Origin of the sequence: Aeromonas caviae (assembly GCF_000819785.1) — a bacterium.
GTDB lineage: Bacteria > Pseudomonadota > Gammaproteobacteria > Enterobacterales > Aeromonadaceae > Aeromonas > Aeromonas caviae.
On record NZ_CDBK01000052.1, the window covers coordinates 25005 to 45183 of the forward strand.

Below are 20179 nucleotides of genomic sequence, written 5' to 3' on the forward strand. Positions count from 1 at the left end.
CCGAGCGGCCGGCCGGGACGACGCAGGTCAGCGCGGGCGGTGAGCAGGTGCTTGTGCAGGTGGGCCACCGCCACATCCTGCCCCTTGATGAGCTCGCCAAGGTACTCCGGCAGACGGGTCACCACGTCCAGCTCCCCTTGCGAGATGCGATTGAGGGGCACGCCGGTCCACTCGGCGATGACGGCGGCAATCTGGGTCTTGTCGACGTGAGCGGAGACCAGCACTTCTCCTTGCTGCAGCTCGGCCAGCTCGCGCTCGAGGGTAGCCAGCTGCTCGGCAGCGGCCTGCGGATCGAGGGGCGCATCGGCGAGATCCAGCGCCTCTCTGGCCAGCATCTCATCCTGCTGATCGGCCAAGAGAGCTGCGCGCAGCTCGACAATCTGGTGCACCAGCCCCTGCTGTTGCTGCCAGCGGGCCTCCTGCTCGGCCAGTTCTTCACGGCAAGCCTGCTGGGCCGCCTGCAACTCGGCCAGGCGCTCTGCGTTGTCACCAAGACCTATCAGGCTCTGGCGCTCCAGCTGGCGGATCTCCAGCTCGCGCTGGCGCAGCGCATTTTGCAGGTGGCTGACCGCGCGCGGCGGGGTGGTGAGGTTGATGGCCACCCGGGCACAGGCGGTATCGAGCACGTCAATCGCCTTGTCCGGCAGCTGACGGCCGGAGATGTAACGGGCGGAGAGCTGGGCGGCAGCCTGCAGCGCCTCCTCATCGATCAGCACCCCGTGGGCTTTCTCGTAGATGCTGCGCAGGCCGCGCAGGATCACGGTGGCCTCGTCGGCATCGGGTTCACCGACCTTCACCAGCTGGAAGCGGCGCGACAGGGCTGCGTCTTTTTCCACGTATTTCTTGTACTCGCCCCAGGTGGTGGCGGCGATGGTGCGCAGCTCGCCCCGGGCCAGCGCCGGCTTGATGAGGTTGGAGACATCCAGCCCGCCGGCCTGGTTGCCGGCCCCGATCAGGGTGTGCGCCTCGTCGATGAACAGGATGACAGGTTGCACGGCGTCCTTGACCTCCTGCATCACCCCCTTGAAGCGCTTCTCGAACTCCCCCTTGACCGAGGCGCCGGCCTGCATGGCGCCAAGATCCAGGGTCATCAGCTCGACCCCGCGCAGCTTCTCCGGTACCTGACCCGCCACCATGCGCAGAGCCAGCCCCTCGATGAGGGCGCTCTTGCCGACACCGGCCTCCCCCACGACTATGGGGTTGTTCTTGCGACGACGGGAGAGGATGTCGATCATCAGATCGATCTCGTGATCCCGGCAGAGCACGGGATCCAGGCTGCCCTGGCGGGCCTGCTCAGTCACATTGACTGTAAAGCGGGCCAGCAGACTGGCATCGGCCGGCAGGGCGGCCTGGGCCGTCTTGCCGCCGGGGGTAGTGGTCACTTGTGTCTCGGCAGACTCCTTGACCCACTCGTCAAACTGCTGGCGCAGCAGCTCGCGATTGACCTTGGCGAGCAGGCGGGTCACCGAGCCCGGCAGATAACGCTGGGGGGTCATCAGCAGCACCAGCAGCATGACGCCGCTGCGCAGCTGGGCGTGTTGCAGCTCGGCGGAGGCGAGCAGCCAGCTGTCTTGCAGCCACTCCACCAGCATGGGCGAGAAGGAGGGGTAACCCTGGCCATAACCGTTGTCAGCCGGCGAGGGTTGCAGCAGGGCCTTCAACTCTTCAACGTCGACCTCGGCCACCTTCAGGATCTGGCGCACGTCGCTCAGCGGGGTCTCCAGCATCTTGAGCAGCAAATGCTCGATGCGGATCTCGGCTCCCTGGTGATTGACACAGAGGGCCGCGGCCTCCTCCAGCATGTGACGGCAGATGGGGTTGAGTCTTTCCACCAGTACCGGTAGCTCTATACGAATCAAGGCGTGCTCTCCTTAGTATTTTATTTTAATAATTCGCCCAGTTGACGCAGAACGTCCTGGGTCTGGTTATTGAGTTGGTGGTGATAGAGGCCGAAGATCAGCGCCAGGATCAACGCCCCGCCCATGAACAGGCTGCGCAGGGAAACCTGCTTGCGCAGCTGATAGCGGGAGGCCTGCTGCCCCAGATCGAGGTGAAACGCGCTGGGCGCCTCGCCGCCGGCCTCGGGGGCCAACTGCTTGTGCAGCTGGCGCACGATGCGCTCGAACTCCCCTTGTCCCTTGCTCATCACCTTGTAACGCCCTTCGAAACCGAGGCACAGACAGAGGTAGATGAACTCCAGAATGTCGCGATAACGCACCGGGTCTTCCTGCAGGCGGGCCAGCAGCACGAACACCTTCTCGCCGCCCCAGGTCTCGTTGTGAAAGCGGGTCAGCAGGGAGTGCTCGGACCATTCGCTCTGGCTGCCCCAGTCGCGGCCCATCACGGCCTCGTCGATGAAGGTGCAGAGGATGTAGCGAAACGACAGCACCACCCCGTTCTCGTAGCCCTGGGCCATCAGCTCCTGTTCGATGGCCTGGATCTCGGTCACCACCCGCTGGTAGAGCTCGGGCACCCGGTCGTAGCGCGACAGCAGGCGTACCCGCTGCACCAGCCCCAGCAAGGGGGTCACCGCATCGATCATCGGGTTGATGCTCTGGCCGCGCAGGCGGAACCAGTAATCCGAATCCATGTCAAGCTGCTCGGCATGATCGAACAGCAGGTCGCTGAGTTGCTCGTTCTTGATAATGTCCGTGGTCATCTCTGCTTATTCCTTGGTGCGATCACTGGCTGCGAATGGCCCAGAGCTGCATGTCGAGCTCGGGGAAGTCGCCGGCGATGTGGAAGGCAAGGGTGTTGCCCACCGCCAGCATCTGCCAGGCCGGGCTCTGCCGATCGAGCTGGAAGTAGCTGTAACCGGCGTGATAGGGCAGCTGGCGCGGCGCCACCGGCAGCGGCAGCAGCGGAATGCCGGGCAGTTGCAGGCTGATGAGCTCGCGGATCTTGTCGCTGGAGGCCACCTTGGTCTGCTGCAGCAGCTGTTTGCGCAGCTGCTCCTGCGGCATACGGGCACGCACCGCCAATACGAAGTCGGCGCTCTGCATCAGCTCGCTCTCGTTCACCATGGCCACCATGATGCCGTACTGGTGCTTGCGCAGCTGGATGGAGACGGCGCGCGGCGACAGCACTGTGCTGAGCGCCTGGCGCAGGGCCAGCATCACCGGCTCGAAGCTCACCTGCTGATCGTCGTGGCGATAGGCGGGGAACTCCGGCGGCAGGCGGGACTCGTCGGTAAAGGTCATCAGCTCGCCGCAGAGCTGCACCAGCGCCTCATGCAACCGCTCGGGGTGCAGGGTGCCAAGGCGAGCCAGATGGGAGAGCTGGGGCTGGGCCCGGTTGAGCAGTTGCAGCATCATGAACTCGGCCACGTCGGCCACCCCCTGCTGACCCGGCGCGGCGATGCGCTGGGAGAGGCTGCGGGCCCGCTCGGCGACCAACCCGGCCGATTCGCCGAGGAAACGCTTGAGGGTCGGGATGGCGGAGACGCTGATGCTGCAGGGCATGAAGTTGGGATCCAGCACCAGGCCGCCGTCCGGACGCTTGTCCAGAATGCGGGCAATGGCGAGCGACGCGTAGGCGCTGCGATCTTCCCGCTCCAGCATCAGTCGCAGGCTGACCCGCCCCACTTCGAGGGAGACCACGTCCCCCCCTTCGCTGTGCAAGTCGCGCACGTCGTGGCGATGGGCCTGCAACCGGGTGGCCACCTGGCCGCCCTGATTGACCTCGTTGACGCCGCTCACCGAGAGCGGCAACGCCAGATAGACCTTCTGGTTGGCCACCGAGGCATCGGTGACTTCCAGCGGGGTCGGCAGCACGTCGTCATTGGGGATGTTGAACACGGTACCGTCCGGCAGGATGCCGGTGGCCCCCACCAGGGCGATGCGACCAAACCCCAGGTAGTCCTCGTTGATGGCAAGCGACTGCAAGCCGTAGAAATAGTCGGACAGCGCGCTCAGGCGAGCGTGCAGCGCGTAATCCGAATGTCTTTGTTGTTGCTGGAAGTGCTGGGGCTTGATGAACAGCCCCTCACGCCAGATAACCCGATTTCGACTCGACATGGTTATTCTTCTTCTTTTTGCAGTTCCACTTCATCCAGGCGCAGGTGCACCAGGATTTGATAAGCCGTTCCCTTGCTCTTGATCTTGATGACCTTGCGCCACTCGGCGCTGTCGGGGTCGGCGTAGCGTGCGATCACCCCGATGTAACGGGTCTTCTCGTCGAGCTTGATGGGGGGCAGGTATTTGAACTGGCCCGGCAGCAGGGTGTAGTCCTGATGGTCCAGGTAGTTCTTGCCAAGGGCCTTCTCCACGTCCGCAGTCACCTGGTCGTAGTCGGTGGCGAGCAGCTTGGAATCTTCCGCCAGCAGCACCACCTGAAACTCGATGGGCGCCGCCTCCCCGCTCTCGTTGGGGTTGACGTCAGGCTCCGCCAGCAGGCTCAGCCCCAGGGTAGAGGGCTGATCATTGTTGCTGCCCACCTGGATATCCGGGTTCATGGCCACATCGGCCATCTTGCCCATGGTGGTACAACCTGCCAGGGCCAGCAGCGCGGCGCCCAGCATCAGCGCTCGTATCATCAAATCAGTCCCTGTTGCTGACGCACGGCCTGGTCATAGGCCTGGGCATACACCTGGTGGAACAGCTTGTCGAACCCCTGCTGGCGGGCGGAGGTGAGCTCGCGGTAGTAGTGCTGATACATGTCCCAGGCCCAGCCTTCGTCGGCCGTGCCCGGAGCACCGCTGCGGCGGTATTGCTCAAAGCGCCCCAGCAGGGCCTGCGGCGAAAACGCCTGCAGGATGCTGTCGAGCGCCGCGCCGATGGCCTGCTGGTTAGCCACATGGTGGATCCGCACGTTGTGCAGGCTCTCGGCCACAGCCGCCGGCGCGCTCAGGTGGACCGGGCTCTTCTGCTCGGCAAACAACACCGCCAGGGTCTCGTCATAATCAAGGCCCAGGCGCAGCGGGTTGTCCTCAATGGGACGCAGATGCTTGTCCGCCAGCGCCGCCTGTTCGTTTTGCAACTGCAGCAGCCCCTCCACCATGGCCCGCACCGTCTTGCCCATCTCTTCGAGCATGTCGTGGGCCTGCTGGGTGTCCTGCAGTTGCAAGGGTTGACCCAGGCCGCGCATCAGCGGAGTCAGGGCCACGTGATCGACGCCGTCCAGCGACAGCGGGTAATCGGGATGGTTCTCGATGGCGGGCATATCCAGAAATTCTTGGTTCATGGTGTTCTCGACAGCAGAAAAAGGGGCAAGAGGGGGGGCGTCCACATCCGGTTGTGAACGCAATGAAGCCTGCAGGCGACCGTCCGCCAGCGGGCCATCCATCAACGGATTGGGGGCCCTGCGCTCCTGCTGCAAGGCCAGCAAGGGATCGGCCGCCAGGATGCGCGGATCGTCTGTGGGCGCAACGGGTTCATCGCTGGTCAGCCACTCGTCGAGTTGCTCGGTGGGGCGATTGCCCAGCACCTGTTGCAGGCTCTGCTCGGGAGTGATGGCCCCCAGGTAGGCGCGCAGCCGGAACGGGCCGACCACGAGCTCGTCCCCCTGCTCCAGATGCACCTTGCGGGCCCGCCCGATGGGCGAGGTGGCACCGTTGATATAGGTCTGGCCGCTCAGATCGCACAGGCAGAAGCGACCGTCGTTGAGCTCGATGCGGGCGTGGGCGGGCATGACGGCCCCCAGCCTGTCGCGCAGTTGCCAGTCATCCTGTTCGGAGGCCCCCAGGGTCCCCCCCATCTCGTCGAAGCGGTACTGCACCTGCTGGCTGCCATCGAGCTGTTCGCTGTTGAGCACCACCAGGGAAAGTTGCTGGTTAAAATCGTCCACAGTTACTCCTGCACTGATTCCTGTAGTTAAATTTTCTGCGCTGCTGATCTCTGCACTTATTCCTGCACGCAGATGGTCACGAACGGATCACTCGGCGGCTGGCCGAGAAAGGTACTCCACCCCAGGCGGGCACTCTGCTCTTCCCCCAGCCTCAGTCCCCTCGCCTGCTCCTGGCCGAAACCCAGCCGCAGATCCCAGGCCAGCTGATCGCGCAGGATGAAGGAGACGAAGGTCACCAGAGCCTGGAAGTGCTCCCCGTTCGGCAGAAAGCCGAGAAACTGGCCAAAGCTCAGGTTGTTGATCTTCAACAAGAACTTGCCGGCACAGTCGTTCACCTTGTCGCCGATGACAAAATCGCTCCCCAAGGTGGCGCAGGCGCCGCCGAGGCGATTTTGCTGATCCTGATGAATAGGCACCTTGCGCCACTGCCAGGCGCTCACCTGCACATCGGCCAGATCGAAACAGTGGGCCACCAGACCGGCCACCACCTCGGGGGAGCGGCTGGGGCTGGCCAGCATGCCCGCGTAGGAGAGCATCTTGGCCCGGTTGACCGGCAGGCTCTGACAGACCGCCTCGTTGCCAAGCCCCACCAGGGCGAACATCAGGCGGGAGAAGCCATCCTCGCCGTTGTCCTGAAACCGCACGTGGTAGCGATACTTGCGCCAGATCCGGTGCAGCAGGGTCAGCAGACGGTGGTGGAAGAAGTCCAGAAACAGGCCGAGCTTCTGCTCCCCCTGGGCGTACTCCCACGCCAGCGAATCGAGGTAATAACCGGGCATCGGCGACTGACTGCCGTGCAGGCCGAGGAAGGCCACCTCCAGCTCGTGGCGACCCTGTCCATCCCGGCCAATCTGCAGCACGTCGCTGGTGGGAAACCCCAGAGAGGCGGTCGCCTTGAAGCGGATGTTCTCGTCACCGGGCAGGTAGTCGAGCCCCCGCTCCTGATCGGCGCCATCGAGCCGGTTGAGCAGCTCAACCAGCTGGAAGAAGTTGAAGCGGGGCGCCTCCCGGGCGGCGCTCACATCAGGGAGTGCTGACCGATCTGGACTGGCCATTGGTAGCGCTCCTTGTTGTCGAGATTGACCACCTCAAGCAGGTGGAAGGCGTTGACGCTGGCATAGAGCGAGAAGAAGTGGGCCAGCACGGTACTGAACAGATAAAGCTCCCCTTCGCTGCCAAAGGCGGACTGGCGGATGGAAAGCACCGACTTGAGCCCCCGCACCGGCATGCCGCGCACCAGCCTGTCCACCGGCTTGGTCTCGATCTCCTCGATCCCCGCCAGCCGCTTGCGCGAGGCCTGCTCGGCCTGCTTGTCGTGCAGCGCCGGAAAATCGTAGGTGCGCAGCACCTGCACCAGGGCATCGCGGCGCAGCAGGGAGACATAGTTGAGCGACAGGTTGGATATCAGCGTCCAGTGCAGACTGCCGTCCAGCGCCGGGCGCAGCGGCCGGGTCGGCCGGATCAGGTTGCGGAAGGTGGCAAACGAGGGCGAGCTACCGGTCGGTACGCAGACGCTGCCCACCTTGAGACGGGCGGCGCGGGAGCGGTTGGTGCAGGCGAGCGTCACCGAAATGGATTCATCCAGTTCGACCGTGGTGGTTTCATCCCCGCGCACGAACGAGAGGCTATGCTCGAAACCATCCCCGCTCACCGCCTCCTTGACCCGCACCCGGTAATAGAGCGCCAACCGCTGCTTGGCCCGCTCGATCTGGTGCTGGAAGCTCTCGAATGGCTGATAGATGCGTGGCGTGCCGCGGGAGCGGCCGAGGTTCCCCTCGACCCAGCCTTCCACCTGATCCACCGAGAAGATCTCGAAGCTGTCGGCGTGGCGATAGCTCGCCTTGAGGGGGTACTCCGCCTGACGGCCATTGAGGTTGACCGGCTCGCTGTCGTGCTGGAACAGGTTGATGGCCGGCACGCAGTTGAGCATGAAGGAGTCGGGACGGATCTTGAGCTCCGCCGGCAGTGGCCGGTCGAAGCAGAAGTGCACCTTGAATTCGCTCACCGGCAACGGCTGCTTGGGCCAGTCGCCACCGGAGAGTTCGAAGAAGAGGAAGCTTTCCGGGAAGCAGAAATACTCCTGCAGGATCCGGTAGCCGGAATAGACGTTGTTCGGGTAGGGCAAGAGCGCATCGCCGCGCTCGAAGCCGACCGGTTTGAGGGCCTTGGCCTCCTGGCGAAAGCGCTTGCCGTCGATCTCCAGCTCGATATGGGAGAGCTGGTTGGAGAGCCAGAAGTAGAGCTCATAGGCGGTGTAGCTGTCACCACCAAGGAAAAAGCGCAGCTTGTCCAGCTGCAGCTCGCAGAGCGGCAATGGGGCATGCAGGGCGATATCCAGCGAGATGGTGGAGAGATCGTTGCCGCTCTGGGCGGCGATATGACGGATATCGGCCGGATAGACCCAGGTATCGTGACAGGTCTGGAAATGACAGGTCACCTCGTCCAGGGGCAGGCTGTCGAGCTGACAGCCTTGGCCAACCAGCGCCGGCTGGGCGATGGCCCCCGGAATGACCGAAAACTGCATGATGGTCATGCTGGGCACGGGACGCAGGTAGTTGGGCCAGAGCATGTTGAGCAGACCGTGGGTCAGCTCGGGAAACTCATCCTCAATCTTGGCGCGCAGATTGCCCGTGAGGAAGGCGAACCCCTCCAGCAGGCGCTCCACGTCCGGATCGGTGTTCTGCTCCGACAGAAAACGGGTGAGCTCGGGATAGGCGTCGGCAAATTCGCGCCCTTGCAGGCGCAAAAAAGCCAGCTCATCCCTGAAGTAATGTTCCAGCGACATTGATCAGACCATGCGGTAGTGACGGTGACTGTCCATATGGACGTTGAACGAGGTAACTTGCTCGAGCTGCTCCAGCCGCACGTGGGCCGTCACCTGAAACGTCATCTCAAGCGGGCTCGCCTGATAGTCGGGTGAACGGACTTCCACATGCACGATCCGCGGCTCATAGCGGCGGATGCATTGCCGGATCGCCTCCCGGATCCGCCCCTTGATGTCGGCACTCCCCTGGGTGGCGTCATTGAGATCGATGACGCCAAGTTCGGGGGCACTGCGACAGTTGCCGGGACGGGTGTTGAGGATCTGATCGAGCTGCCGTTTGACGGAGTCCACCAGTTCATCCACTTCCGAACGGGGGGAGGAGCCAAGCCCCTCCCCCCGGATGCGATCAAACAGACTGGCCGCATTGCCTCTATCCCAGGATGAGAGATGCGGCATCGGGCCTTATTCCTTGTCCAGACGACCTACCAGAGAGAGCTCGAAGCTCGCTCCCATGTACTTGAAGTGCGGGCGCACGGCCATGGCAACCTGATACCAGCCCGGTTCCCCTTCCACGTCCAGCACCTTGATCTGGGCGGCGCGCAGGGGACGACGGCTACGCACGTCCGCAGGGGGGTTCTCCTGGTCGGCCACGAACTGACGGATCCAGTTGTTGAGTTCCCGTTCCAGATCCTGGCGTTCCTTCCAGGAACCGATCTGCTCGCGCTGCAGCACTTTGATGTAGTGGGCCAGGCGGTTGATGATGAACATGTAGGGCAGCTGGGTACCCAGCTTGTAGTTGGTTTCCGCTTCCTTGCCTTCCTTGGTGTTCGGGAACACCTTGGGCTTTTGCACCGAGTTGGCGGAGAAGAAGGCGGCGTTGTCGCTGTCCTTGCGCATGGTCAGGGTGATGAAGCCCTCTTCCGACAGCTCGTATTCACGGCGATCCGTGATGAGCACTTCGGTCGGGATCTTCGCCTGCAACTGACCCATGGCCTCATAGACGTGCACCGGCAGATCGTGAATGGCGCCACCACTCTGCGGACCAATGATGTTCGGGCACCAGCGGTACTTGGCGAAACTGTCGGTCAGGGAGGTGCCCATCAGATAGGCGGTGTTGCCCCACAGGTAGTGATCATGATTCGAGCTGATCTCTTCCTGGTAGTTGAAGCCCTTGATGGGGTTTTCGGTCGGATCATAGGGCAGACGCGCCAGGAAGCGCGGTGCAGTCAGACCCAGATAGCGGGCATCTTCCGACTCGCGCAGGGAGCGCCACTTGGTGTAGGCCGGCCCTTCGAATACCGATTTCAGGTCCTTGATGGAGGGCAGATCGGTGAAGCTGTCGACCCCGAAGAAGGCGGGGGCGACGGAAGAGATGAAGGGGGCATGGGCCATGGCGCCCACTGCACTGACATACTGCATCAGCTTGATGTCAGGGGAGCTGTGGGTGAAGGCGTAGTCACCAATCACGGCGCCGACCGGCTGTCCGCCAAACTGGCCATAACCGCTGGAATAGACGTGCTTGTAGAGGCCGGACTGGGTGATTTCAGGAGAAAATTCAAAATCTTCCAGCAGCTCTTCCTTGGTGGCGTGCAGCACCTGGATCTTGATGTTCTCGCGAAAATCGGTGCGATCCACCAGGAGCTTCAAGGAGCGCCAGGAGGACTCCAGCTCTTGCAGCTCCTTGGCGTGCAGGATGACGTCCATCTGCTTGCCGAGCTTCTTGTCGAGCTCGACGATCATGCTGTCCACCAGCGCCTTGTTCACCGGCTCTGTGGTGGTGCCGCTGTCCAGAATGTTGGCGATCAGGGCGGCAACACCCTGCTTGGCGACGCTGTAACCCTCATCCACCGGGGTGATGCGGGCCTGCGCCATGATTTCGTCCAGCAGGGACGAGGAGGCTGCACTCGCCCCCGCTTGAACCTGTTCTTCGACCAGAGACATAATTTTTCCTTATAAGTCAGTCAATTAATCTGCTGATCACTCGGCAGGCTTAATCAAATCCAGCTCCTTGAGCAATTGCTCGCGAGCGTCGTCACTGGACAGCAGATCCTGCAGACGGTTGCGGAAGGCGGGGATATTGCCAAGCGGCCCCTTCAGGGCAACCAGCGCCTCACGCAGCTCCAGCAGCTTACGCAGCTCGGGCACTTGCTGGGCAACGCTGTCAGGGGTGAAGTCTTCCAGGGACTGGATTTTGATCGACACGGGCAACTCGTCCTGGCTGTTCTCCTCCAGGCGGTTGGGAACCGAAAAATTCAGCTCCAGTGCAGATTCTTTCATGACGGAAGAAAAATTATTCTTGTCGATAGAGACGGTCTGACGCTCCTCGATGGGGGTCTCTTCAGAGCGCCCTTTCATATTTCCAACCACCATCATGGTCAACGGAAGCTCTATTTCCGCCTGTTGGCCACCGGTTGCCGGCACATATTTGATATTGATACGTTCTTTGGGCGCAACAGTGGCGCCATCAATCCCTTTTCCCATGCTCTAGATACCAAGTTGAGGATCCATGAAGACCCAAAAGCTTATAGCCAATGCTTTTGTCGGCAACTGTAAAAAATGACAGTTGACGTGCTCAGGACGAAAATGAACAAAAAAGCACCAACCAACCACGCCTTTTCGATATATTCCAGGAGAGAGCCTGGATATCCAAAAGGCAGCATTCAGCTTGTTATTAAATACAATCCGATTACGTCTCTACTCTTCGTTAGAGATCATGATTGACTAAAGAGTCATTTGTGACTAATGGTATATTTTTGATGATGGCAACGTCAACGAGAAATATATTTATAAATGTAACAAAAGCAATGAAAATATAAAAAAACCAACAAAATCAATAATATAACAAGCAATAATAATAGTATAAACTTGAAGTGTAAAGTGTAGGGAAGTTGCATGCCATGAAGAATCAAATAGGAAAAATCTGATTTTAAACCATCATGACTGCTCATGATAAATCATAAGTAAAGCTGATTTTACGAACACAAAATGAGATTTTTCTGACAACGCAAGGTGTTATTTTTGTCAAAAAAACCGCCAAAATGTATTATTAAGGCGGTATTGGATGGCGATAATGAGTGGGAAATGGCAATATCCACTCACGGTTACCTTTATCACTATGTCTCATTCATGTTATGGGGATAGCATCATATACCCTCTGATGCCTTCCCTATTTCACCGTGCTTATCCAGTCTGATGAACCAGTGCTGCGCCAGTTTTTGACCGGCACTTTTTTCTTGTGCCGTCATGCCTTTTTCAAGTTCACGGCTGGCGGCGGTTGCATCAATATTGCCATCCGTTGCGGCCAATAAATACCATGCATAAGCATGCAATCTATTGCGGGGGGCTCCCCATCCCTGCTCACGCATGATGCCCATGCGATATTGTGCTTGCCGATGATTGGCGTTTGCTGCTGCCCGATACTGTTTCATGGCTTCGGTATAATCAGCCTCACCACCCTGCCCCAGTCGCAGCATCTCGCCGTAGGCATATCGAGCCTCGACATTGCCCTGCGAGGCCGCCAGAGAGAGGCTCTTGCGCGCAGCTTTCAACTCCCCCCGTTCCTGTTGCAGGGTCGCCAGTTCAAGCTGAGCCTGGCTCACTCCCCCCGCCGCAGCCAGATTCAGCCAGTGCTCACGTGCGGTGATATCGCTTTGCTGCAGGCTCAATTGATATTCGGCTTCATGGGAACCATTGCCTGCCGCCAGCTCCAGCCAATAACGGCCAAGCGCCAGATCCTGGGCAACCAGATCCCCCCTCAGATAGCCCTGCCCCAACCACAGCTGGGCAGGAGCAGCCCCTGCATTGGCGGCGCGCTGATAGAGGTTGAATGCCTCTTCAGAGGGCGCCTTGCTCGCCAGTACCAGCAAAGCGTCCGGCTGTTGCTGGGCTGCGGCTTTCTCATACCAGCGCAGGGCAAGATCGGCGCGCTTGATCACCCCTTTCCCTTGCTCATAGCGAGCGCCAAGCTGGAATTGGGCATCCCGATTCCCTTGTTCGGCGGCTTTCTCCAGCCACTTGACCGCCTCTTCATCGGCCCCCGCCTGACCTGCATACCACTGCCCCAGAACCAGTTGGGCATTTCCATGATCCCGCTTGGCGGCCTGCTCGAACCAGTCGAGGCACTCACTGGTAAGCTTGCCCTTGTGCCGTTGCCGGCACTCCTGACCCAGTTGATAGCTGGCCTCCCCATTGCCCAACTTGGCGGAGCGCTGCCACCACTGCCTGGCCAGTACAGGATTTTTGGGCTCTCCCAACCCCGCCTGATACCAGCTTCCCACCTGTAGTGCAGCCTTGCCCCTAATATCGGCATTTGCCGCCAGCGGACCCACTTGATCGGCAGCCTGCTTCATCCAGCGCATCGCCTCGGGATAATCCGGCTTGGCCGCCAAACGATTGGCCAGCTCATATTGCGCCTTGCCCTGACCCTGCTGGGCGGCTTGGGAGAGTTCAGACTCGGTGAGTCGTGTAGTTGTAGAACATGCAATAAGCAAACTAGCTAATAACATCGATAGTAAAGCTCGATATACCATCTATAACACCCGCAGTTTTAAACAAGAGGATAATAAGAAATTTAGTAGAGATACCCAAAATACCAAAAGCACATAATAAAAAACACTCAACTATAATCTAGATAAAATTAAACGTATCACAGCAAAAGATTTGCCAAGCCTGATTTATGGTGTTCCTTTTTTATCAAAGATGCATAATGTTGATCATGGTAGTCAAAAGTTAAACCATCAATATATTCTTTTGAAATACTGTGGCAAGCATGACCTGGTAAAAAAAGTCATCTTCTATTTTGTATGGATAACAATCCACACCATATATGGAGCAATAGATGTAGCAAGCACTAGCGGTAAATTGAAAGAAATCTTCTTTACTATCTTTATCTAGCGTGCCGATCAACGCATTCATTCCTTTCGTAAGATCTTCTAGTGATAGAATCCCCCGTTCAATATAGGTTAGAAGACGCCCAGTTGAACGATAATGGCCATGCTCTCCCCAATCTCGGTCCATAACCAAGAATCCCTCATTTCCTCTAAAGAAATTCCATGGTTTTGTTTTGAACTCTGATATGAACTCAATTTCATTATATGGCTTCATTATTGCCATCTCATCGTATCATCAAAATAACTAAGCAGCTTTTCGATATACCCATCATGTTTTATGTTTTCCGCACCATGCAATGCGGCTTCTTTTGCCCCACCTTTAGTTTTCCCGCCAGGAACCCATTCACCAGAAATTGCCCCTGGTTCATTGCCAGTAGCCACTTTATATTTAAACCGACTATCACCTCACCCTTGGATTATGTATCCCCGGTGGGGAGCTACTCTTTCATTCATCGCCATTTTGCAAGTGGCTCTGAAATAGTTCCATTTTCAACATTAATATCATGTTGCCAAAAACGCTCACCTTTAAATGGCGGTTCATGTGCAAGAACAACTCTTACTGTTTTTTCTGCGGAAGCCGATTGGTTTGCTAAACAATATATGCAACTACCAAGTTCTTTGAATGACAAACGGGTAATAAAAAGTACCCTCCCCTCCTTATCAAAAAAACTAATGCTAGAGGCATTTAAAGCCGTCACGCCATCTAACTTTTTATCATAAGCAGCGTCAATATAATCACCTATTACTTTTGTTTTTTTACCATCACAAACCCAAGAAATATCATCATCATTTAAATAAACTCTCATTTTTATTCCTGTGGAAAGACTATGCAAGCTTGTTGCCATCGAGCGACTGCCAGTAGACTGGCCGCCCATGACATCATGCTTGAAATAGCTGAAAACCCAGCTCATCCTACTCGGTCGTCATCTTGCCGTAGAGGGAAAGAAAACAAATAAAAAGGTCATGGTATTACGTTGTCCTAACCTATACATATCCACTTCCTGAATTAATAAAGGTTCAGTCCAGTGACCGACGATAACCATACTATACAAATTTCTCTGATGATTTCCTATTACACCACACTTATTAACCCTATGCCCTGCACATATTAATACGGGCGCTTACTCTAGCAGGGTTAGTTTATCCATATAAATACATTAGTTTATCTACCAAATCTCTTTCCTCGGAACTGAATGGCTTTTTGCTAAATATACTAACATGTTCAAATATCGCTCTAATTGGAATGGGGCGTTGATCGTCAGATATTATATCGATGAAACGTTTAGCATCTGGATCTATACCTAAAAGATGATTTTCTATCAATCTTTTTGCATCATCTCTTAATTTATGTCTACCCATATCATTCTCCTGGCAATATATCGACCTTATCCTCCTTTATGTATATCAGTTGATATAACAGTTTCACTTCCCTGTCGGCAGCCTTCCACCTGGGAGAGTCTCAATATTTATTTTGCTCTAACCATAACGATACATAGCTTCATCAAGCATTTCTTTCTCAGCATCAGAGTACTTTGATTGGTCGCACCCTCTCATACTCTCCTTAATCCCCCTGATCGGTATTCTTCTATTTTTATCTTTGAGGATTTCAATTAAATATTCATAGTCAGAAATAAAATCCTCTTTATGATTTTCAATAATAATTATTAATTGCTCTCTAAAGTATTCACCTTCGGTCATAATCATTCCTTTGGTAAAACATCAATTGCATCAGCCTTTACAGATTAAAGCATTTCTTTATTAGGCACTAGTTTTACAATTCCATCCATTCCATACCTGGAGCATTTATCAATAAATACTTCCAAGTCATTACCTCACCAATAAAGCTATTTAACGCGGTAAAAACATAGGTCGTCCCAACATCTATTACCAACTCCCATATCCCCACCACACCCTTTATACTGCTACTCCACGATTGCTTCCTGGCTTTATTATCAATCTTTCATCTACTTTACGGTTGCGGCACATTTCAGCAAACCGAAATGTTTTATCTTCATTTCCCCTATAATCGTTAAATTCACCCTCAGTTATTTCATAATATTCTTCATAGTCAAACATGCCATTGCTAACCGGTATAGATAAATAATACATCCCTGATTTTTCTATGCCGCCGCATAAGCGGACGCCCTACTCGTGAGCCACGCCAAGTGCTTGATGGCATTCTCTGGATACTTCACACCGGCGCACCTTGGCGAGATCTGCCAGAACGTTTCGGCCCATGGAACTCGGTCTACAACGCCTTTCGACGTTGGCAAAGCACAGGTCGTATCGATGCCCTCCTTGCAGCACTGCAACTGCATCTCAATCAAGAAGGGCTTATCGACTTCGACCTCCGGTGCATTGACGGCTTCAATGTCAGAGCATCCAAAGATGCTGCCGGAGCGCGTAAAAAAACACTCCGGTGAATCAAGCTCTTGGTCGTTCTCGTGGTGGTTTTGGCAGCAAAATTCACTTGGTCACTGATGGTAATGGTTTACCGCTGGGGTTCTGCCTTTCGCCGGGGCCGTCAGCGGAAATCAGATATGCGACAAGTGCGTTGGCCATGGCAAGGCTCCCGACTTCATCAGGCCGTTATCGCACGCGGCCAACGCATCTTGCCGCAGATAAGGCCTATAGCAGCAGGGCTCTGCGGGCAGAACTCCGGCGCAGAAAGATAAAAGCGGTTATCCCGCAACGCAGCGACCAGCAACGGCACCATAAGGGACGTCCACTGGTGTTAGACAAAGCTCGTTATCGTAGGAGAAATGTGGTCGAACGGTGCTTCGGATGGCTGAAGAAGTTTCGCCGATTCTCAACGAGGTATGAAAAGCTGACAGGAAGTTTTGCTGCTTTTATCAAGCTGGCTTTCTGCCTTCGTTACTTACGGGAACTATTAGTGGACAGAAAGCCAGCATTTTGAGAACACAGCCTAAACTGGAATAGATAACCCTCACTATCTTTATCCAGTGAAGATATGAATTTATTAATTCCTTCCGTCAGATCTTTTAGTGATAACGCCCCTTTTTCAATATAGGTGAGAAGGCGCCCAGTCGAACGATGATGGCTATGTTCCCCCCAATCGCGGTCCATCACCAAGAACCTCTCACTTCCTTTGAAAAAATCCCATATATTTTTTTGAACTCTGATGCAAACTCAATTTCATTCTATTTTTTCATTCTTGTAATCTCATCGCACTATCAAAATAGCTCGGAAGATTCTCGATACTCCTATCATGCTTTTGTTTTCAGCACTATGTGATGCTGTTTATTTTATCTCGCCTTTATGGCAAACAATCACAATGCCACCAAGAATAAACCGAATTAATACGGGTGTAGTGACGCTCAATACTTAAATTTAATAGCACTGTGTATGTCAACCAATTCTGTACATAGCTATCACCTACCATTTATATGTTGAGCATAAATAAATGTCATATGAATACTTCTCGAAACTTATATTTTTGATAATTATCAATTATATCTTTAGCAAGAGAATCAACTTCACTTTCACTTGTCGATATTTCATTTGCATTGAACTTGAAGTTCCTTGTGAAATCTACTGAACCATTACAGTAAGCGACCTTCAAAATAAAATGACCATCATTGTTATATAATGAGTAGAACCAATTCTTCTTTATAATCAATCTCACTTTATTACCGCCCCTGTCTTTAAGTTTGTGACTATGAAGTCGCTTCTTTGAAGCCCTTCCATTGATATAACAGCCTCACTTTTTCCTGTTGGCAGCTTCCCCCCCAGGAATCCATTGTGAATTCGCCCCCACTCATTACCAGATGGAATCTGTAGCCCTAGCTTTTTGGGGTTAGGGAAATCTATTTTTAATAAAACATCACCCTGCAACTTTTCTGGGGGAATACCAAGTTGTTTTGCTAAATCTGTCATACTCCCACCTGAACTAGAAATAGCTTCATCAATATCGCCTTTTGTGCAAACAAACTCAGACTTCATTGCATCTGGTTTTCCCAATCCATATTCATGATAATCTGACGCTTTCATGATTCGTGAGGCTCCATTATCAAACTGAGCTAAATGTGAATCAATATATGCACTAGGAAAATACACTTCTGGGGAGAGTCTTTGCCCTTTAGGTGTATTTAATATTTCATCCAACTTACGCTGTGAAAGTGGTACACCCTCTGGCACCGTTGACACCGGAGGGCATTGCCCCGGCACATTACTTAACCCCAGCGGCTCCACCCAGCCCGTAGGGTTGGGGGCATACTGGTAGCTATTGAGCCCGCCAGCCAAGCCTATCGGGTCGGGGGTGATAAATCTACCCGTGTCGGGCTGGTAATAACGGTGACGGTTATAGTGCAGTCCAGTCTCGGCATCATAATACTGCCCCTGGAAACGCAAGGGGGTTGCCACCTCGGCAATTTCTTCCCGCCAGACATTGCCATAGGCTCGATAGCGCACCTGCCAGGCGGTGGCCCCGCTTGTGCGGGTCAGTGCCAAGGGCGTGCCCAGGTGGTCAAGCTGGTAGTGGAATACCTCGGCCTTCTGCCCCTCCCCTTCCAGCTGTGCCAGGGGTTTGAAACTGCCGGGTTCATAGATAAAGCTGCGGTACTGCTCGTCAGTACGATGCTTGTCGTCTCCGAGCAGATAGCAGCTCTCGGCAATCAGGTTGTTGGCCTGCCACAAGAATTCGATGGTCTTCTCACCATCCTAGTTTTCAATCTCGCTGAAGAAGAGATTGGTGGTGTCGTCGCGATACGTCAGTACCCTGCCACCCACGGGATGTGGCGACGCACCAAATGAAGCTAGAGGTGATATTCGCAGCGAGTCTCGCTGCCCGGCCAGCCCCACTAGCCCGCCACCTGACAGTAAAGGGGAAGTCAACATATAAAAAGATAAGAAAATGGCGTCATTCTGACCTTTACACATCCATCTTTTTAAAAAATGACTGAGTTAATAAAATTACCCAGCTATAACCTGATCTGCACTGATTAATCAGAAAATACCGGATTACGCGGGAGAATCGAACCTACGACACTGCTTGATATACAACCTCAATCATTCAAAGGCTCACCCAAAATCGCATGCACCACAACATTTACATTTTTATCTTTATATTCTAGACAGCCATAATTCACATTGCTTTACGTAGTCATCTTTGTGAAACTTATGAGAAACAACTTTTTCCACCTCATCCCATCCTCCATTAGAATTCTCTGAGTACAAAATCAACCATCCCTCCCGACCATCATTCTCGATCAGATAGCTATCACCATTCTTATTTAGCAAAGCGGTCCATGACAAAAAAACCTCTTTTAAATCTGTGAACTGCTCTAAAAAAACATTATTTGTCAAAGCTATTTGTTGAAGAACATCTTTCTCAATCATTATTTAACTTTCTCTACAAATATATCCTTCTCTGCTGTGAATAGCTATGTTCCTCCACCAGAGGATTATTGACTCATACCTCTAACAGAAAAAGCATCATCAATAGCCTTAGAGGTAGAACAAAGCGCCTTAGTTTTTTATTAACTACATATTGCTTCTTCAGTTTAAGTTCCACTGTACCTTTAGCCCTATTCTCCCCCATCTTACCAATACCCAACTCTGATGGTGTCACATTACTATGCATTGCATAATAACTACCTTGTGGGGCACCTGGTGATTGATACTGATATCTTTCTTACCTCTATTGATAATTTAAACACGTACATCGTAGTTAAAGTCAACTCTATTCAAATGACTAGGTATGCTTTCCTCGGAAAAACCCTGCCCCTTATAAAAGTCAAATGCAATTTTTTCCTGGCTCTCTGATTTATGTCAGCATTGATATCACCAGTACGGGACGTTGTTTACCAAATCAACCATCAAGCCACAACTGCCCCAGCCCCAAGTGACCGTTACACTCGGGGCTTTCTGACAGGCAGACCCAGGGTATTAGGTTTGTTTATGGCGCTGACATACGCCATTACCTATCCCACTTGGCCGTTGTAGTTACGCAGACTGACTTTCCCTGCCAACAACTGTTTGAACCCATACATCGTTGTCTCTGCAAGTGAGCGACGGTGATACCCCGATATCTTCTTCCAGTGCGCCAGTCCTTCCTTGCGCATCACCAGCACCGCGTCATTTCTTGCGTGTCCTTTTTCCAGGAAGTGAGCATCACGATTACCCTGTTCAGCGGCTTTCTCCAGCCACTTGACGGCCTCTTCATCGGCCCCCGCCTGACCTCCATACCACTGCCCCAGAACCAGCTGGGCATTTCCATGATCCCGCTTGGCGGCATGCTCGAACCAGTCGAGACACTCACTGACCAGCTTCCCCTTGTGCCGTTGCCGGCACTCCTGACCCACTTGATAGCTGGCTTCCCCATTGCCCAACTTGGCGGAGCGCTGCCACCACGGCTTGGCCAGTACAAGATTTTTGGGCTCTCCCAACCCCGCCTGATACCAGCTTCTCACCTGTAGCGCAGCCTTGCCCCTAATATCGGCATCTGCCGCCAGCGGACCCACTTGATCGGCAGCCTGCTTCATCCAGCGCATCGCATCGGGATAATCCGGCTTAGCCGCCAGACGATTAGCCAGCTCATATTGCGCCTTACCCTGACCCTGCTGGGCAGCTTGCAACAACTACTGCTCATTCTGAGTTGACATGTTTACCGAGCATCCTGAAATGGTCTAGGACAATGACAGAATGCCAGTCACTGACATTAATTTTAAAAACATATTCCTGTCACTACCTTTTAATAAAAATCAAATTTGCTCAGCGCACT

General features: G+C 54.6%; 19 protein-coding genes and 3 pseudogenes. 1 reads left to right on the forward strand and 21 read right to left on the reverse strand.

Annotation, left to right across the window (positions count from 1 at the left end; genetic code table 11):
• From BN1120_RS08885 to BN1120_RS20700, 16 genes are all read right to left on the reverse strand, one after another.
• Positions 1-1859 (reverse strand): AAA family ATPase (locus tag BN1120_RS08885; RefSeq protein WP_042015692.1); only part of this gene is annotated, 1859 nt, incomplete at its 3' end.
• A 20-nt stretch (positions 1860-1879) separates the two neighbouring features.
• Entirely contained in the window at positions 1880-2659 is a 780-nt protein-coding gene (icmH, locus tag BN1120_RS08890; RefSeq protein ID WP_042015693.1) for a type IVB secretion system protein IcmH/DotU, read from the reverse strand.
• Between the two features lie 22 nt (positions 2660-2681).
• The gene (tssK, locus tag BN1120_RS08895) at positions 2682-4016 is read right to left on the reverse strand and encodes a type VI secretion system baseplate subunit TssK (RefSeq protein ID WP_029303266.1); all 1335 of its coding nucleotides are present in this window, start codon (positions 4014-4016) and stop codon (positions 2682-2684) included.
• A gap of 2 nt (positions 4017-4018) precedes the next feature.
• Positions 4019-4534: a type VI secretion system lipoprotein TssJ gene (tssJ, locus tag BN1120_RS08900; RefSeq protein ID WP_041215374.1), complete on the reverse strand. Its 516-nt coding sequence runs from the start codon at positions 4532-4534 to the stop codon at positions 4019-4021.
• The gene (gene tagH, locus BN1120_RS08905; RefSeq protein ID WP_042015696.1) at positions 4534-5784 is read right to left on the reverse strand and encodes a type VI secretion system-associated FHA domain protein TagH; all 1251 of its coding nucleotides are present in this window, start codon (positions 5782-5784) and stop codon (positions 4534-4536) included. Before tagH ends, tssJ begins: the two co-directional genes overlap by 1 nt.
• Positions 5785-5840: 56 nt before the next feature.
• Complete coding sequence (gene tssG / locus BN1120_RS08910) at positions 5841-6839, reverse strand: type VI secretion system baseplate subunit TssG (RefSeq protein ID WP_041215375.1); 999 nt, start codon at positions 6837-6839, stop codon at positions 5841-5843.
• Positions 6803-8569 (reverse strand): type VI secretion system baseplate subunit TssF, encoded by a 1767-nt coding sequence (gene tssF / locus BN1120_RS08915; protein WP_042015697.1) that lies wholly within the window; start codon positions 8567-8569, stop codon positions 6803-6805. The genes tssG and tssF overlap by 37 nt, the downstream gene beginning before the upstream one ends.
• 3 nt (positions 8570-8572) lie before the next feature.
• Positions 8573-9004 (reverse strand): type VI secretion system baseplate subunit TssE, encoded by a 432-nt coding sequence (tssE, locus tag BN1120_RS08920; RefSeq protein ID WP_042015698.1) that lies wholly within the window; start codon positions 9002-9004, stop codon positions 8573-8575.
• Between the two features lie 6 nt (positions 9005-9010).
• Positions 9011-10489 carry a type VI secretion system contractile sheath large subunit gene (gene tssC, locus BN1120_RS08925; protein ID WP_042015701.1) on the reverse strand — a complete coding sequence of 493 codons (1479 nt, stop codon included), beginning with the start codon at positions 10487-10489 and terminating at the stop codon, positions 9011-9013.
• 36 nt (positions 10490-10525) lie between these two features.
• Positions 10526-11029, reverse strand: coding sequence for a type VI secretion system contractile sheath small subunit (tssB, locus tag BN1120_RS08930; protein ID WP_041215379.1), 504 nt, complete (start codon positions 11027-11029; stop codon positions 10526-10528).
• A gap of 662 nt (positions 11030-11691) precedes the next feature.
• On the reverse strand, positions 11692-13053 hold the full coding sequence (locus tag BN1120_RS08935; protein WP_231959476.1) for a tetratricopeptide repeat protein: 1362 nt from the start codon (positions 13051-13053) through the stop codon (positions 11692-11694).
• 223 nt (positions 13054-13276) lie between these two features.
• A complete protein-coding gene (locus BN1120_RS21235) occupies positions 13277-13660 on the reverse strand; it encodes a hypothetical protein (RefSeq protein ID WP_145983757.1) in 384 nt (127 codons plus the stop codon).
• A 226-nt stretch (positions 13661-13886) separates the two neighbouring features.
• Positions 13887-14348, reverse strand: a complete 462-nt coding sequence (locus tag BN1120_RS21240) for a hypothetical protein (protein ID WP_145983758.1) — start codon at positions 14346-14348, stop codon at positions 13887-13889.
• A gap of 229 nt (positions 14349-14577) precedes the next feature.
• Entirely contained in the window at positions 14578-14796 is a 219-nt protein-coding gene (locus tag BN1120_RS21245; protein ID WP_145983759.1) for a hypothetical protein, read from the reverse strand.
• 117 nt (positions 14797-14913) lie between these two features.
• Positions 14914-15135: a hypothetical protein gene (locus BN1120_RS08940; RefSeq protein WP_042015704.1), complete on the reverse strand. Its 222-nt coding sequence runs from the start codon at positions 15133-15135 to the stop codon at positions 14914-14916.
• A gap of 216 nt (positions 15136-15351) precedes the next feature.
• A complete protein-coding gene (locus BN1120_RS20700; RefSeq protein ID WP_197713262.1) occupies positions 15352-15513 on the reverse strand; it encodes a hypothetical protein in 162 nt (53 codons plus the stop codon).
• Positions 15514-15533: 20 nt separating this feature from the next.
• Here BN1120_RS20700 and BN1120_RS20705 point away from each other — a divergent pair.
• A protein-coding gene (locus tag BN1120_RS20705; protein ID WP_407923537.1) for an IS5 family transposase occupies positions 15534-16354 on the forward strand; the annotation gives its coding sequence in 2 pieces (ribosomal slippage) (positions 15534-15843 and positions 15843-16354; 822 coding nt in all).
• Positions 16355-17079: 725 nt separating this feature from the next.
• On the opposite strand, the gene BN1120_RS22005 is transcribed toward BN1120_RS20705, so the two are convergent.
• The 5 genes and pseudogenes from BN1120_RS22005 to BN1120_RS21260 form a co-directional block, all read right to left on the reverse strand.
• Entirely contained in the window at positions 17080-18093 is a 1014-nt protein-coding gene (locus BN1120_RS22005; protein ID WP_459539683.1) for an RHS repeat domain-containing protein, read from the reverse strand.
• A gap of 426 nt (positions 18094-18519) precedes the next feature.
• Positions 18520-18795, reverse strand: a complete 276-nt coding sequence (locus BN1120_RS08950) for a hypothetical protein (RefSeq protein WP_042015709.1) — start codon at positions 18793-18795, stop codon at positions 18520-18522.
• Positions 18796-18868: 73 nt separating this feature from the next.
• A pseudogene (locus BN1120_RS21955) lies at positions 18869-19072 on the reverse strand (polymorphic toxin type 46 domain-containing protein); the annotation flags it as partial.
• Positions 19073-19307: 235 nt separating this feature from the next.
• A pseudogene (locus tag BN1120_RS21255) lies at positions 19308-19559 on the reverse strand (IS5/IS1182 family transposase); the annotation flags it as partial.
• Positions 19560-20060: pseudogene (locus BN1120_RS21260) on the reverse strand (tetratricopeptide repeat protein); the annotation flags it as partial.
• Positions 20061-20179: the final 119 nt, after the last annotated feature.

Excerpts from the sequence above, each read along its gene's own strand:
- tssK (WP_029303266.1), bottom strand. The coding sequence starts at position 4,016 with ATGTCGAGTCGAAATCGGGTTATCTGGCGTGAGGGGCTGTTCATCAAG.
- tssB (WP_041215379.1), bottom strand. The coding sequence starts at position 11,029 with ATGGGAAAAGGGATTGATGGCGCCACTGTTGCGCCCAAAGAACGTATC.
- BN1120_RS20700 (WP_197713262.1), bottom strand. The coding sequence starts at position 15,513 with ATGTTTGACTATGAAGAATATTATGAAATAACTGAGGGTGAATTTAAC.
- BN1120_RS21240 (WP_145983758.1), bottom strand. The coding sequence starts at position 14,348 with ATGAGCTGGGTTTTCAGCTATTTCAAGCATGATGTCATGGGCGGCCAG.
- tssG (WP_041215375.1), bottom strand. The coding sequence starts at position 6,839 with ATGGCCAGTCCAGATCGGTCAGCACTCCCTGATGTGAGCGCCGCCCGG.
- BN1120_RS08935 (WP_231959476.1), bottom strand. The coding sequence starts at position 13,053 with ATGTTATTAGCTAGTTTGCTTATTGCATGTTCTACAACTACACGACTC.
- tssE (WP_042015698.1), bottom strand. The coding sequence starts at position 9,004 with ATGCCGCATCTCTCATCCTGGGATAGAGGCAATGCGGCCAGTCTGTTT.
- BN1120_RS08950 (WP_042015709.1), bottom strand. The coding sequence starts at position 18,795 with ATGATTGAGAAAGATGTTCTTCAACAAATAGCTTTGACAAATAATGTT.
- BN1120_RS21245 (WP_145983759.1), bottom strand. The coding sequence starts at position 14,796 with ATGGGTAGACATAAATTAAGAGATGATGCAAAAAGATTGATAGAAAAT.
- tssJ (WP_041215374.1), bottom strand. The coding sequence starts at position 4,534 with ATGATACGAGCGCTGATGCTGGGCGCCGCGCTGCTGGCCCTGGCAGGT.
- BN1120_RS08940 (WP_042015704.1), bottom strand. The coding sequence starts at position 15,135 with ATGACCGAAGGTGAATACTTTAGAGAGCAATTAATAATTATTATTGAA.
- tssC (WP_042015701.1), bottom strand. The coding sequence starts at position 10,489 with ATGTCTCTGGTCGAAGAACAGGTTCAAGCGGGGGCGAGTGCAGCCTCC.
- BN1120_RS21235 (WP_145983757.1), bottom strand. The coding sequence starts at position 13,660 with ATGGCAATAATGAAGCCATATAATGAAATTGAGTTCATATCAGAGTTC.
- tssF (WP_042015697.1), bottom strand. The coding sequence starts at position 8,569 with ATGTCGCTGGAACATTACTTCAGGGATGAGCTGGCTTTTTTGCGCCTG.
- icmH (WP_042015693.1), bottom strand. The coding sequence starts at position 2,659 with ATGACCACGGACATTATCAAGAACGAGCAACTCAGCGACCTGCTGTTC.